The 13,117-nt window shown below is 70.5% G+C and carries 12 protein-coding genes; 4 read left to right on the top strand and 8 right to left on the bottom strand.

Features of this window, described 5'->3' with window-relative positions:
• Window positions 1-13 precede the first annotated feature (13 nt).
• Complete coding sequence (locus Pme01_RS17370; RefSeq protein WP_168116067.1) at window positions 14-1,135, bottom strand: aromatic ring-hydroxylating oxygenase subunit alpha; 1,122 nt, start codon at window positions 1,133-1,135, stop codon at window positions 14-16.
• Window positions 1,136-1,220: 85 nt separating this feature from the next.
• Window positions 1,221-3,668 carry a GcvT family protein gene (locus Pme01_RS17365; protein ID WP_168116066.1) on the bottom strand — a complete coding sequence of 816 codons (2,448 nt, stop codon included), beginning with the start codon at window positions 3,666-3,668 and terminating at the stop codon, window positions 1,221-1,223.
• A 351-nt stretch (window positions 3,669-4,019) separates the two neighbouring features.
• Between Pme01_RS17365 and Pme01_RS17360 the strand changes: the two genes are divergently transcribed.
• A complete protein-coding gene (locus Pme01_RS17360; RefSeq protein ID WP_203935707.1) occupies window positions 4,020-4,775 on the top strand; it encodes an alpha/beta fold hydrolase in 756 nt (251 codons plus the stop codon).
• A gap of 111 nt (window positions 4,776-4,886) precedes the next feature.
• Here the strand turns inward: Pme01_RS17360 and Pme01_RS17355 are convergent, their stop codons facing one another.
• Window positions 4,887-5,087, bottom strand: coding sequence for a hypothetical protein (locus Pme01_RS17355; protein WP_168116064.1), 201 nt, complete (start codon window positions 5,085-5,087; stop codon window positions 4,887-4,889).
• 201 nt (window positions 5,088-5,288) lie between these two features.
• Between Pme01_RS17355 and Pme01_RS17350 the strand changes: the two genes are divergently transcribed.
• Window positions 5,289-6,518: a hypothetical protein gene (locus Pme01_RS17350; RefSeq protein ID WP_168116063.1), complete on the top strand. Its 1,230-nt coding sequence runs from the start codon at window positions 5,289-5,291 to the stop codon at window positions 6,516-6,518.
• Between the two features lie 58 nt (window positions 6,519-6,576).
• On the opposite strand, the gene Pme01_RS17345 is transcribed toward Pme01_RS17350, so the two are convergent.
• The 5 genes from Pme01_RS17345 to Pme01_RS17325 form a co-directional block, all read right to left on the bottom strand.
• Window positions 6,577-7,206 carry an MBL fold metallo-hydrolase gene (locus Pme01_RS17345; RefSeq protein ID WP_168116062.1) on the bottom strand — a complete coding sequence of 210 codons (630 nt, stop codon included), beginning with the start codon at window positions 7,204-7,206 and terminating at the stop codon, window positions 6,577-6,579.
• Window positions 7,206-8,291, bottom strand: a complete 1,086-nt coding sequence (locus tag Pme01_RS17340) for an S-(hydroxymethyl)mycothiol dehydrogenase (protein ID WP_168116061.1) — start codon at window positions 8,289-8,291, stop codon at window positions 7,206-7,208. The genes Pme01_RS17345 and Pme01_RS17340 overlap by 1 nt, the downstream gene beginning before the upstream one ends.
• A 19-nt stretch (window positions 8,292-8,310) precedes the next feature.
• A complete protein-coding gene (gene purU, locus Pme01_RS17335) occupies window positions 8,311-9,174 on the bottom strand; it encodes a formyltetrahydrofolate deformylase (protein WP_168116060.1) in 864 nt (287 codons plus the stop codon).
• Between the two features lie 3 nt (window positions 9,175-9,177).
• On the bottom strand, window positions 9,178-10,464 hold the full coding sequence (glyA, locus tag Pme01_RS17330; protein WP_168116059.1) for a serine hydroxymethyltransferase: 1,287 nt from the start codon (window positions 10,462-10,464) through the stop codon (window positions 9,178-9,180).
• 79 nt (window positions 10,465-10,543) lie between these two features.
• Window positions 10,544-11,332 carry an IclR family transcriptional regulator gene (locus Pme01_RS17325; RefSeq protein ID WP_168116058.1) on the bottom strand — a complete coding sequence of 263 codons (789 nt, stop codon included), beginning with the start codon at window positions 11,330-11,332 and terminating at the stop codon, window positions 10,544-10,546.
• Between the two features lie 195 nt (window positions 11,333-11,527).
• On the opposite strand from Pme01_RS17325, the gene Pme01_RS17320 reads away from it, so the two are divergent.
• Together Pme01_RS17320 and Pme01_RS17315 are read left to right on the top strand one after the other, a co-directional pair.
• Entirely contained in the window at window positions 11,528-12,748 is a 1,221-nt protein-coding gene (locus Pme01_RS17320) for an NAD(P)/FAD-dependent oxidoreductase (RefSeq protein WP_168116057.1), read from the top strand.
• On the top strand, window positions 12,745-13,116 hold the full coding sequence (locus Pme01_RS17315; RefSeq protein WP_168116056.1) for a bifunctional 3-phenylpropionate/cinnamic acid dioxygenase ferredoxin subunit: 372 nt from the start codon (window positions 12,745-12,747) through the stop codon (window positions 13,114-13,116). Before Pme01_RS17320 ends, Pme01_RS17315 begins: the two co-directional genes overlap by 4 nt.
• Window position 13,117: the final 1 nt, after the last annotated feature.

The raw sequence follows: 13,117 nt of genomic DNA, 5'->3' as shown, positions 1-13,117 counted from the left end.
GTGCCCCGGCTCATCAGTTGCCGATCTTGGCGGTGACCCAGTCGTGGAACGCCCCGATGTGGTGCTCCGACGGCACCAGGACTCCGCCCCTGGTGTACGCCCGGGAGTTCATCGCCGGCTGGCAGCGCTCACACGCGTCGAAGTCCTGGACGTTGACCCGGTGGAACAGCTCGACCGAACGGGACACGTCCTTACCCGACGCGACGACCTCCTTGGAGTACAGCCAGTCGCACTCCACGATCGTGCGGTCTGAAGCGAGCGGGTACATCCGGTGGAAGATGATGTGGTCGGGCACCAGGTTGATGAAAACCTGCGGCTTGATGGTGATGGCGTAGTAGCGCCGGTCCTGGTCGTCACTCACGCCGGGCAGCTTGTCGAAGCCCTCGCTGCCGTCGACCGTGAAGCCCTTGATCTCGTCGCCGAACTCGGCGCCGTGGCCCACGTAGTACTGCGCGGCGTAGCCGTCGGCGAACTCCGGCAGCACCTCGGTCAGCTCCGGGTGGATCGTCGCGCAGTGGTAGCACTCCATGAAGTTCTCGACGATGAGCTTCCAGTTGGCCTTCACGTCGTACCGGATCCGCTTGCCGACCGCGAGGTCCTCGATCTCGTACGAGTCGATCGCCTCCAGCGTGCCGAGCCGCTCCGTCACCGCGCCGAGCACATCGTCCTCAAAGGATGGTGGCTCGTCTGCCAGGCACACCCAGGCGTACCCGAGCCACTCCCGCAGGTGCACGTTGACCAGTCCGTACTCGGTACGGTCGATGTCGGGCATCTTCGTCAGGTTGGGCGCCGCGACGAGCTTGCCGTCCAGCCCGTACGTCCAGGCGTGGTACGGGCACTGGAAGGCGCGCTTGACCTCGCCGGTGTCCTCGGTGCACAGCTTCGCGCCCCGGTGGCGGCAGATGTTGAGGAAGGCGCGCAGCTGGCCGTCGCGTCCGCGTACCACGAGGACGCTCTCCCGGCCGATCTGCACCGACTGGAAGCTGCCCGGGTTGGGCAGGTCGGCCGAGCGCACGGCGCAGAACCACATGTTCTCGAAGATGCGTGACTGCTCCAGTCCGAAGATGACCGGATCGGTGTAGTGGTGTCCGGGCAGCGTCGGGATGAGGCTGGAGGGCAGGCTGGTTGCGGTCACGGTGACACCTCGAGGAGGACTTCGGGCGACGCGGAACCGCATCGCCAGGTCGGAGCGGTTAGTTGGCGGGCTGGGTGGGCGAGCGTCATCGGCGGATGCGCTCCATCTGCGCGTCGAACAGGGGCTCAGCGGCGACGGTGGCCGGCAGCCGGGTACCGAAGTACTCGATCTCGACCGCCGTGCCGGGGGTCGTCGCCGCGGCGGGTAGCCAGGCGTAGGCGACGGTACGCCCGATCGTGTACCCGTAGGAGGCGCTGGTGACGTAGCCGGCGGGCGCACCGTTCACGTACACCGGCTCCTTGCCCAGAACCACCGCGGCCGGCTCGTCCAGGGTCAGGCAGGTGAGCCGCCTCGGCGAGGTCTCCTCCGAGCGGCCCTCGATCGCGGCGCGGCCGATGAAGTCACCGGAGTCCATCCGTACCGCGAAGCCGAGGCCGGCGGAGTACGGGTCGTGCTCGGTCGTCATGTCGGTACCCCAGGAGCGGTACCCCTTCTCCAGCCGCAGGCTGTTGAAGGCGCTGCGGCCGGCGGCGATCACGCCGTACTCCTGGCCCGCGGCCCACAGCGTGTCCCACAGTTTCAGGCCGGTGTCGGCGGACGCGTAGATCTCCCAGCCGAGTTCGCCCACATAGGACAGCCGCATCGCGGTGACCGGGACCTCCCCGATGTAGGCCCGCTTGGCCCGGAAGTACTTGAAGTTGGCGTTGGAGAAGTCCTCACGGGTCAGCGGCTGCACGAGGTCGCGGGCGGCCGGCCCCCAGACGCCGATGCAGCAGGTGCCGCCGGTGATGTCGCGGACCTGCACCGAGCCGTCGGCCGGCAGGTGCTGGCGCATCCAGTCCTCGTCCAGCGGCCCGTTCGCGCCGACCTGGAAGACGTTCTCGCCCAGTCGGGCCACGGTCAGGTCGCTGCGGACGCCGCCGTCGTGGCCGAGCATGAGCGTGTACGTGACCGAGCCGACCGACTTGGCGAGGTTGTTGGTGGTCAGCCGTTGCAGGAAGTCCAGGGCGCCGGGACCGCTGACCTCGAGGCGCTTGAGCGGGGTCATGTCATACATCGCGACCCGCTCGCGGGTCACCTTCGCCTCGGCGGCGGCGACGGGCGACCAGTACCGCGCCGACCAGTCGTCGCGTTCCGGCACGTTCACCGTGTCGAGCAGGCCGGCGTTGGACTCGTACCAGTACGGCCGCTCCCAGCCGGCGCCCTCCAGGAAGTACGCGCCGAGCTCCTGCTGGCGGGCGTAGAACGGGCTGGTACGCAGCGGCCGCGGCCGCTCCATCGGCTGGAGCGGGTGGATGATGTCGTACACCTCGATGAAGTTCTGCTTGCCGCGCTCGGAGATGTAGTCCGGCGCGAGCTGGACCTCCTCGAAGCGGTGCAGGTCGCACTCGTGCACGTCGACGCTCGGCTGGCCGTCCACCAGCCACTCGGCCATGGCGCGGGCCACGCCGGCCGAGTGGGTCACCCAGACCGCCTCGGCGACCCAGAAGCCGGACAGTTCCCGGTGCTCGCCCATGAGGGGACCGCCGTCCGGGGTGAAGGAGAAGATGCCGTTGAAGCCCTCCTCCACCTTGGTCTCGGCGAGCTCCGGCAGCAGCTTCACGGTCTCCTGCCACGCCGTCTCGAAGTCCTCCGGGGTGAACTCCAGGACGCTCGGCATGGTGGGCGCCTCGTTCGGTGACAGGATCTCGTCGACGCCGACCGGCATCGGGCGGTGGCCGTAGTAGCCGATGCCGATGCGGTCACCGTGCTCGCGGTAGTACAGGTCCTGGTCCTGGTGGCGCAGGATCGGCAGGCTCGCCTCGGCGACGGGGTCGTTTCCTTTCAGGGAAGCCACCGGGCCGGTCTTCGCGTACTGGTGCGCCAGTGGCAGCAGCGGGATCGTGAGGCCGACCATCCGGCCGATCCTGGGTCCCCAGAAGCCGGCCGCGCAGACCACGATGTCGGCGGCGATGAAGCCCTGGTCGGTCTCGACACCGGTGACCCGCCCGTTCTCCTGGCCGATGCCGGTCACCGTCGTCTCACCCCGGAAGGTGGCGCCGCGCTCGATGGCCCGGCGCGCCTGCGCCTCGACGGCGCGGGTCGGCTTGGCCAGGCCGTCGCTCGGGACGTGGAAGCCGCCGAGGATCCTGCTCGGGTCGAGCATGGGGTGCAGCTTCGCGCACTCCTCCGGGCTGAGCAGGCTGCCCTCCACCCCCCACGAGGTGGCCCAACCGTACTTGCGCTTCAGGTCCGCCCAGCGCGCCTCGGTGGTGGCGACCTCGATGCCGCCGAGTTGCTGGAAGCACCACTCGCCGTCGAGGGTGAGGGCGCTCAGCTTCTGGACCGTGTACCTGGCGAGCTCGGTCATCGTCTTGGACGGGTTCGTCTGGAACACCAGGCCGGGCGCGTGTGAACTGGAGCCGCCGGTGGCGAAGAGCGGACCCTGGTCGACCACGGTGACGTCGGTCCAGCCACGCTCGGTCAACTCGTCGGCCAGCGCGCTGCCGACGACGCCGGCGCCGATGACGACTACGCGAGGGGGCTTGGTCATGGGAGCGGTCCTTTCCACGCGTCTGGTCGGTGCCCGACCGGTGCTCCACCCCCGCTGCGCACTCACACGGTGTTCCTTAAAGCGCAACGATGTGTGGAATACGCAACAGCATGCGGCAAGGGGATCGGCCAGTCAATAGGTACATCTGTCGTTCGATCGGGGTGGCAGGCCACGGTTGCAGACCTGATTGCGGCGGTCGTCCCCCACGCACGTCGGCGCGACCTTAGAGTCGTTGCCGGACGTAGGCAGCACTCCACCAGCAACGACGCAAGGAGTAGCACCGTGACCGACACCGATCGGGCCACCGACGCCAGGGGCACCGGCCAGTACGCGGACGTCAACGGCATCAACCTGTACTTCCAGACGCACGGGGCCGGGCGGCCGCTGATCCTGCTGCACGGCGGGCTCGGCTCCGGCGAGATGTTCGGGCCGGCGCTTCCCGCGCTGGCCGAGCACCATCAGGTCATCACCGTCGACCTGCAGGGGCACGGCCGGACCGCCGACATCGACCGCCCGATCGACCTGTGGTTCATGGCCGACGACATCGCGGCGCTCATCGACCACCTCGGGTTGGACAAGCCGGACGTCGTGGGCTACTCGCTCGGCGGCGGGGTGGCGCTACGCATCGCGGCGAGGTACCCGGCCAAGGTCGGCCGGCTCGTCGCGGCCTCGATTTTCCTCCGGCGCGACGCCGTGTATCCGGAGATACTCGCGCAGCAGGGCCAGGTGAACGCGGCCGCCGCCGAGTTCATGAAGGACACCCCGATGTACGAGCTCTACCAGCGGGTCGCGCCGCGCCCCGAAGACTTCCCCCGACTGCTGGACAAGATCGGCGAGGCGATGGCGCAGGACTTCGACCTCACCGAGGAGGTCCGCGGTCTCCAGGTGCCGACACTCATCGTCGCCGCCGATGCCGACATGGCGCCGCCGAGCCACTTCGTCGAGGTCTTCAACCTGCTCGACGGGGGCTTGCGCGACGGCGGCTGGATGAACGAGGGCCGACCGAAGGGCGGACACGCACTCGCGATCCTGCCCGGGGTGACCCACTACAACATCGTCAGCTCGCCGCTGTTCGCCACGGCCACCCTCGCGTTCCTCGACCAATGACTTATCCGAGGTCGAAGGTGTTCGGCAGGCCGAGACGGTAGCGGGCCTCGTCGACCCGCTTGAGCGGTTCCAGCTCCGGAGGCCGGTACAGGGTCCAGACCCGGCAGCGGTTCAGCTCGCCGCCTGAGAATCGGCCTCCGACTGCTGGTCGAGCCGCGGCGCGTTCCTCGGCAGCAGCAGCACGGCAGCAACTCCACTCAGGAGAGTCAACGTCCCGGCGGCGCAGGCGGCCCAGGTCATCGAAAGTGCCTGCGCGATGGCGGGTCCGACGATCGCGCCCGCGAGCGTTGCTACCGCCTCGCCGGTGAACATTGTCGAACTGGTCCGACCGAGCCTTCCATCCGGCCCGCCCGGCGCCTGACATCGATAGATTTAAACGGATTGACATGTCCTCTCGCTTCCACAAGGCTGCTCGGAGCTTGGGAACACACACGGGGGAAGGACGTTCATGCGACGACCTCGAAGCGAGTCCGATTGATCGGGGACCGCAGGCCGTTGAGGGCGGCGACGCGCGTGGATCGCGGAAGGACAATCGGCTGGTACGCGGCGTGCGCCGCCTTCGCGGCGGCGGTGGCCTGCTTCTCCGACCAGCCGGTGCAGCGGTCGTGGGGGACGTGGGCCGCGGGCGGCTACCTGGCGGCAACGGCGTCCGCGACGCTCTGGCGCTCGTACGGACGGCAGGCCGCGGTCGTCCTCGCGCTCACCGGCGCGCTGGGCGGACCGCTGCTGTGGCGCGCCACGGGTGGCCGCGACCTGCCCAGGGTGGGCGAAGGCGCCCTGACCGTGGTGTCGCGGGCCGGGGAGCTGCTGCTCCACCACGGAACGCCCTACCTGGACGGCACCCGGCTGTACGATCCGGAGTCCTACAACCCGTACGGCTCCGCGCTGGCCGTCTTCGGGTTGCCCCATGCGTTGGGGCTGCCCGGCTGGGCGGGAAACCCCCGACTGTGGTTCGGGGCCAGTGGTGTGCTCCTGCTGTGGGCGGCTTTCCGTCGAGCCGGTGTCTCCGACGCCTTGGGCTGCACCGCCATCGCGTTCGCCGCACCGCTGCTGGCACAGCCGTTGACCCTCGGCGGGACCGACATCCCGGTCATGGCGCTGCTGTTCCTGTCCCTGGCGCTGCTCATCGTGCCGTCGCGGGTGGTTCTGGCCGGGCTGGCCCTGGGCGTGGCGTGCGCGATGAAAGCAACGGCCTGGCCGGCCGTGCCGGTACTGGTCGCGATGCTGCTGGTGCGCAACGGCATACGGCCAGCACTTCGGTTCACCGTGGCGGTCGCGGTAACCGCCGCCGGGTCGTTCGTGGCCACTGCCCCGGCCGCCCTGGCCGCACCGTCCGATCTCTTCCGCAACACGGTGCTGTTCCCGCTCGGGCTCACCCAGCGGAAGACGACGGCGGCAAGCTCACTGCCGGGCCACCTCCTCGCCGGTACGGGTAGCGCCGGCCACTGGGTCTCCATCGGCCTGCTGGCCGCCGCGATCGTGGGTACGTGCATCCTGGTGGTGCTCCGGCCGCCGGCCGGACTGGCGGCAGCGGTGCGCTACCTCGCAGGGATCTACGCCGTGATCTTCACCCTCGCGCCCGCGACCCGGTGGGGCTACTTCGCGTACCCGCTCGGCCTGCTCGGCTGGTATGCGCTCACGACGTGGGATCGCACCGGGCCGGCCGTCGCGCGCGGGGTTCCCGTTCAGCCAGCGGCACCGGCCGTCGAGTCGACCGCGGCTTACCAGTCCGCGCGGACGTAGCCGTTCGGCCGCCGCCCGCAGTCACCACCGCGGACGACGGCCGACCCGACCTGCTCGCTCAGTGACCCCGAGCCAGCCACTCCTCCACGTCCCCGGCCTCGGCCCCGATCGTCGTGCTGTCGCCGTGGCCCGTGTGCACCACCGTCTCCGGCGGCAGCACGAGCAGGCGCTTGCGGATCGAGTCCACAATGGTCGGGAAGTCGCTGTACGACCGGCCGGTCGCACCGGGCCCGCCCTTGAACAGGGTGTCCCCGGTGAAGACCACGCCCAGGTCGGGGGCGTAGAAACACACCGCCCCGGGCGCGTGCCCGGGCGTGTGCCGCACCTCCAGCTCGATGCCGGCCACCGCGAACCGCTGCCCGTCGGCCAGCTCGCCGTCGGGCGCCCGCTCCGGGTGGGTCAGGTCCCACACGACCCGGTCGCCCGGGTGCAGCAGGACCGGCGCCCCGGTGGCCTCCGCCAGTTCGGGCGCCACCCGTACGTGGTCGTCATGGGCGTGCGTGCAGGCGATCGCGACCACCCGCCGACCGGCGACCGCCGAAGCGATCGCGGACGCGTCGTGCGGCGCGTCGATGACGATGACCTCGTTGTCGTCGCCCACCAGCCAGACGTTGTTGTCGACGTCCCAGGTGCCGCCGTCCAGGCTGAAGGTGCCGGAGGTGACGAGGTGTTCGATGCGGGCCGTCATCAGAAGATGACCACCGAGCGCAGCACGTCGCCGTGGTGCATCTTCTCGAACGCCTTCTCCACGTCGTCGAGCGCGATCTTCTCGGAGACGAACGCGTCGAGGTCGAGACGGCCCTGCTGGTACAGGTCGACCAGCATCGGGAAGTCGCGCGACGGCAGGCAGTCGCCGTACCAGGAGGACTTGAGCGAACCACCGCGGCCGAAGACGTCCAGCAGCGGCAGTTCGAGCTTCATCTCCGGGGTCGGTACGCCGACGAGCACGACGGTGCCGGCCAGGTCGCGGGCGTAGAACGCCTGCTTGTACGTCTCCGGGCGGCCGACCGCGTCGATGACGACGTCGGCGCCGTTGCCACCGGTGAGCGCCCGGATCGCCTCGACCGGGTCGCCGTCCTTGGCGTTGACGACGTCGGTCGCGCCCAGGTTCTTCGCCCACTCGAGCTTACGTGCGTCCAGGTCGACACCGATGATCTTCGCCGCGCCGGCCAGCCGGGCGCCGGCGATCGCCGCGTTGCCGACGCCGCCGCAGCCGATGACGGCGACGCTGTCACCGCGACCCACCGCGCCGGTGTTGATGGCGGCGCCGAGACCGGCCATGACGCCACAGCCGAGCAGGCCGACGGCGGCCGGCGACGCGCTCGGGTCCACCTTGGTGCACTGGCCGGCGGCGACCAGGGTCTTCTCCACGAACGCGCCGATGCCCAGGGCCGGCGACAGCTCGGTACCGTCGGCCAGGGTCATCTTCTGCTTGGCGTTGTGGGTGTTGAAGCAGTACCACGGCCGGCCGCGCAGGCAGGCCCGGCACTGGCCGCAGACCGCGCGCCAGTTGAGGACGACGAAGTCGCCGGGGGCCACCTCGGTAACGCCCTCACCGACGGCCTCCACGACGCCGGCCGCCTCGTGGCCGAGCAGGAACGGGAACTCGTCGTTGATGCCGCCCTCGCGGTAGTGCAGGTCGGTGTGGCAGACGCCGCACGCCTGCACCTTCACCAGGGCCTCCCCCGGGCCGGGGTCCGGAACGATGATCGTCTCCACCGATACCGGCGCGCCCTTGCCGCGGGCGACGACTCCACGTACCTCGTGTGCCATGTGCTCTCCTGTAGATCCGTTAGCGGAAGACGATCGTGCGGTTGCCGTTGAGCAGGACCCGGCGCTCGACGATCGCCTGCACCGCGTGGGCCAGCGCCAGACATTCCACCTCACGGCCGATCGCGGTGAGCTGGGCGGGGGTACGGGTGTGATCGACCCGCGCCACCTCCTGCTCGATGATCGGCCCCTCGTCGAGGTCCGGCGTCACGAAGTGGGCCGTGGCTCCGATGAGCTTCACGCCCCGCTCGTACGCCTGATGGTAGGGCCTCGCACCGGCGAAGCTGGGCAGGAACGAGTGATGGATGTTCACGGCCCGGCCGGCGAGCTTCTCACACAGCCCCGCCGACAGGACCTGCATGTACCGGGCCAGCACGACCAGGTCGACCTGGTGCTCCTCGACGACCTCCAGCAGGCGCGCCTCCGCCTCCGGCTTCGTCTGCGGGGTCACCGGCACGTGGTGGTACGGCAGCTTGTACGAGGCGGCCAGCTCGGCGAAGTCCGGGTGGTTGGAGACGATGCCGACGACCTCGGCGTTCAGCGAGCCGATGCTCCACCGGAACAGCAGGTCGTTGAGGCAGTGCCCCAGCTTGGAGACCATCAGCAGCAGCCGCGGCCGGTCGTCGGAGGCGTACAGCCCCCACTCCATGTCGGGGCGGGCCGTGGTCGCGGCGAACCGCGCCCGCAGCGCGGCGACGTCGAGGTCGGCGCCGGGGCGCTGGAAGTTCACCCGCATGAAGAAGAGGCCGGAGTCCTGGTCGCCGAACTGCTGGTTCTCCACGATGTTGCAGTCGTTCGCGACCAGGAACCCGGTGACCGAGTGGACGATGCCCGGCCGGTCCGGGCAGGTCAAGGTAAGGATGTAGTCGCGTACGTGGTCATTCATGGGTCACAGCTCCGGGTACAGGGGGTGCCGGCCGGCCAGGTCGGTGACGCGCCCGCGCAGCTTCTCTCCGAGCGCGTCGTCGTACCCCGGCTCCAGCGCGGTCGCGATGATGTCGGCCACCTCGCGGAAGTCGTCGGCGGCGAAGCCCCGGGTGGCCAGCGCGGGGGTGCCGATGCGCAGGCCGGAGGTGACCATCGGGGGTCGCGGGTCGAAGGGTACGGCGTTGCGGTTGACCGTGATGCCGATGTGGTGCAGCCGGTCCTCGGCCTGCTGACCGTCGAGCGCCGAGGCGCGGAGGTCGACCAGGACCAGGTGCACGTCGGTGCCACCGGTCAGCACCTTCACCCCGGCGGCCGGGTCGGTGGTGGTCAGCCGCTCGGCGAGGATGCGGGCGCCGTCGAGCGTGCGCTGCTGGCGTTCGGCAAAGGCGGACGACGCGGCCACCTTGAAGGCGACCGCCTTCGCCGCGATGACGTGCTCGAGCGGGCCGCCCTGCTGGCCGGGGAAGACCGCGGAGGCTAGCTTCTTGCCCAGGTCGGCCTCGCCGCTCAGGATGACCCCGCCGCGCGGGCCGCCGAGCGTCTTGTGCGTGGTCGTGGTGACCACGTGCGCGTGCGGTACCGGGTTGGGGTGCAGGCCGGTCGCGACCAGGCCGGCGAAGTGCGCCATGTCCACCATGAGGTACGCGCCGACCTCGTCGGCGATCCGCCGGAAGTGCGCGAAGTCCAGCTGGCGCGGGTACGCCGACCAGCCGGCGATGATGAGCTTGGGCCGGTGCTCCCGGGCGAGCCGCTCGACCTCGTCCATGTCGACCAGGCAGTCGGATTCGCGGACGTGGTACGCGACGACGTTGTACAGCTTGCCGGAGAAGTTGATCCGCATGCCGTGGGTGAGGTGCCCGCCGTGGGCGAGGTCCAGACCGAGGATGGTGTCGCCCGGCGTGAGCAGCGCCATCATGGCGGCCGCGTTGGCCTGCGCGCCGGAGTGCGGCTGCACGTTGGCGTACTCGGCGCCGAACAGCGCCTTCACCCGGTCGATGGCCAGCTGCTCGGTGACGTCGACGTACTCGCACCCGCCGTAGTAGCGGCGGCCCGGATAGCCCTCGGCGTACTTGTTCGTGAGCACCGAGCCCTGCGCCTCCATCACGGCGCGCGGGGCGAAGTTCTCCGAGGCGATCATCTCCAGGGTCGACTGCTGGCGGCGCAGTTCCTGGCCGACGGCCTGGGCGACCTCCGGGTCGAGCTCAGCGAGCGGCAGGTCGAGCAGCGTGCGGGAATCGACAGGCACCATGGGCAGACTCCTTCGCGGCGGCGTGGGTTGCACCATACGCCGCGCGTTGCGCGTGATACAACGAGTTCGCTGGAGAGAGTTAGCCGAAGTACCCCATCCGCGAGCTGACCTCGCCGGCCGCGGCGACGACCCGGGCCGCGATCTCCGGGAAGGACTCCGGCGCCAGGCGGTAGGCCGGGCCGGAGATGCTGAGCGCGGCGACGACGCTGCCGTCCGCCCCCCGTACCGGCGCCGCGAGGGCGTTGAGGCCCACCTCGTACTCCTCGGCGGTGCTGCCCCAGCCGGCTTCCCGTACCCGGTCCAGCTCGGCCTTGAGCTCGGCCGGGTCGGTGATGGTCGCCTCGGTGAACCGCTCGTGCGGACCCGCCACGATGGGCGCCCGGACACTGGTCGGGGCGTGCGCCAGCAGCACCTTGCCGCTGGAGGTGGCGTGCAGCGGGGTCTGCTTGCCGACCCAGTTCTGGCTGGCGATCGAGGCGGCGCCGAGGACCTGGGTGACGTTCACGGCGCGGTCGTTGTCGAAGATCGCGATGTTGACGGTCTCCCCCAGGTCGGCGGCGAGCTGCTCGCACGCCGACCGGCTCTGCCTGGTCAGGTCGAGCTGCGCCCCGATCGCGCCGGCCAGCCGTACGATCCCGAAGCCCAGCCGGTACGACCCACGCTCCTCCGCCTGCTCCACGAAACCGCGGTTCTCCAGCACCGCGAGCAGCCGGAACGCCGTCGACTTGTGGACACCCAACTCCCTGCCGATCTCGGTGACGCCGACGTCCCGGCGGCGGGCCAGGATCTCGAGGATGCTCAGCGCTCGGTCGACCGACTGGACGAGCACGGGGCCGGACTCGGTACGGGCCTCAGCAGGGTTGCTCATGGCGCAACGATAAGCGACATTCTCCACTGCGGCGAGATCACTCGACGGGCAAGGCGAGATCACCCGACGGGTAAGGCGAGATCACCCGACGGGTAAACAGCCTGTTTCGCGTCTTGACTCGCCCCGGACTGCCATGCACGCTGTTGCGTATCTCACGAGCTGTTTCACATTCCACAACGGAGGAGGGCGGGTGTCGTGACCGGTACCGGCGCGCTACGCAGCATTGCGGTCGTCGGCGCCTCGCTGGCCGGCCTGGCCGCTGTCCGCGCCCTGCGCGGGCAGGGCTACGACGGCGAGATCGTGGCGATCGGCGCCGAGCGGCACGAACCGTACGACCGGCCGCCGCTGTCCAAAGACTTCCTCACCGGCCGGTGCGCCGCGGCTGATCTCGCCCTCGGCGACCCCGACGAGGACCTGGCGGTCGACTGGCGCCTGGGCGCCACCGCCGTACGCCTCGACGCCCACGACCGCGGCATCACCCTCGCCGACGGTACCGAGATCCGGGCCGACGCCGTCGTCCTCGCGACCGGCGCCCGCGCCCGGCAACTGCCCGGTACGGGAGGCCTCGCCGGCGTTCACACCCTGCGCACCCTGGACGACGCGGTGGCGCTGCGCGCCGACCTGGCCGCCGCCGAGCGCCTCGTCGTCATCGGCGCCGGCTTCATCGGCGCGGAGGTCGCCTCCAGCGCCCGCAGCCTCGGCCTCGACGTCACGGTCGTCGAGGCGCTCCCCGTCCCGCTCGCCGGCCCGCTCGGGGTCGAGATGGGAACGGTCTGCGCCGGCCTGCACGCCGACCACGGCGTCCGCCTGCTGACCGGTACCGGCGTCGCCCGGCTGCTCGGCTCGGAGCGGGTCACGGCCGTCGAGCTCGCCGACGGCACCCTGCTGCCGGCCGACGTCGTGGTCGTGGGCGTCGGTGCGCAGCCCAATGTGGAGTGGCTGGCCGGCTCCGGCCTTGAGCTCGCCGGTGGCGTCGTCACCGACGCGGCGGGCGCGACCAAGCTGCCCGGCGTCGTCGCGACCGGCGACTGCGCGGTGTCGTTCTCGCCGTACACGCGGCGCGTCACCCGTACCGAACACTGGACGCACGCCCACGAGCAGCCGGCGGCCGCCGTCGCGACGCTGCTCGGCGGCACCGTTGACAATCCCCGCCGGGAGTACGCGCCGGCGCCGTACTTCTGGTCGGACCAGTACGGCGTGCGCATCCAGTTCGCGGGCCACCGCACGGACGGCGACGCGGTAAGGATCATCGAGGGCCATCCCGACGACCGCAGCTTCCTCGCCCTGTACGAGCGCGACGGTCAATTCGTGGCCGCGCTCGCCATGAACCAACCGAAACTCTTCACCCGCTGGCGCCGTCAACTGCGCGTGCCTGCCGCCGCCCCGGCCCTCATGACTCCAGGAGTTTCCGCATGACGCACCCCGTCTGCCCGCTCTCCGCCATCCCGCCCGGGGAGGCGTACCGGTGGGCGGTCGAGCCGCCGGTGGCGATCTTCCACACGGAGGACGGCCAGGTGTTCGCGATCGACGACACCTGTACCCACCAGGACGCGTCGCTGGCGGACGGCTGGCTGGAGGGGTGCGAGGTCGAGTGCCCCCTGCACGCCTCGAAGTTCGACCTTCGTACCGGGCGGGTGGACGCGCCGCCGGCGAAGAGGCCGGTACGCACGCACGCGGTCGAGGTGGTCGACGGGGTCGTCCACGTGACCCTGTCCACCGAGGCGCCCAATCTCCCACCCGGCCCGGCCGTCGCCGACAGTGCCCTCACTGACGGGGCGAAATGAG

The organism is Planosporangium mesophilum (assembly GCF_016863255.1).
Lineage (GTDB): Bacteria > Actinomycetota > Actinomycetes > Mycobacteriales > Micromonosporaceae > Planosporangium > Planosporangium mesophilum.
The sequence above is the reverse complement of the archived record's forward strand: the minus strand, read 5'-3'. Positions and strand labels throughout refer to the sequence as shown.

Bases quoted from the DNA above. Each gene is read 5' to 3' on its own strand.
- Pme01_RS17365 (WP_168116066.1), bottom strand. From the start codon at position 3,668: ATGACCAAGCCCCCTCGCGTAGTCGTCATCGGCGCCGGCGTCGTCGGC.
- Pme01_RS17355 (WP_168116064.1), bottom strand. From the start codon at position 5,087: ATGTTCACCGGCGAGGCGGTAGCAACGCTCGCGGGCGCGATCGTCGGA.
- Pme01_RS17345 (WP_168116062.1), bottom strand. From the start codon at position 7,206: ATGACGGCCCGCATCGAACACCTCGTCACCTCCGGCACCTTCAGCCTG.
- Pme01_RS17340 (WP_168116061.1), bottom strand. From the start codon at position 8,291: ATGGCACACGAGGTACGTGGAGTCGTCGCCCGCGGCAAGGGCGCGCCG.
- purU (WP_168116060.1), bottom strand. From the start codon at position 9,174: ATGAATGACCACGTACGCGACTACATCCTTACCTTGACCTGCCCGGAC.
- glyA (WP_168116059.1), bottom strand. From the start codon at position 10,464: ATGGTGCCTGTCGATTCCCGCACGCTGCTCGACCTGCCGCTCGCTGAG.
- Pme01_RS17325 (WP_168116058.1), bottom strand. From the start codon at position 11,332: ATGAGCAACCCTGCTGAGGCCCGTACCGAGTCCGGCCCCGTGCTCGTC.
- Pme01_RS17315 (WP_168116056.1), top strand. From the start codon at position 12,745: ATGACGCACCCCGTCTGCCCGCTCTCCGCCATCCCGCCCGGGGAGGCG.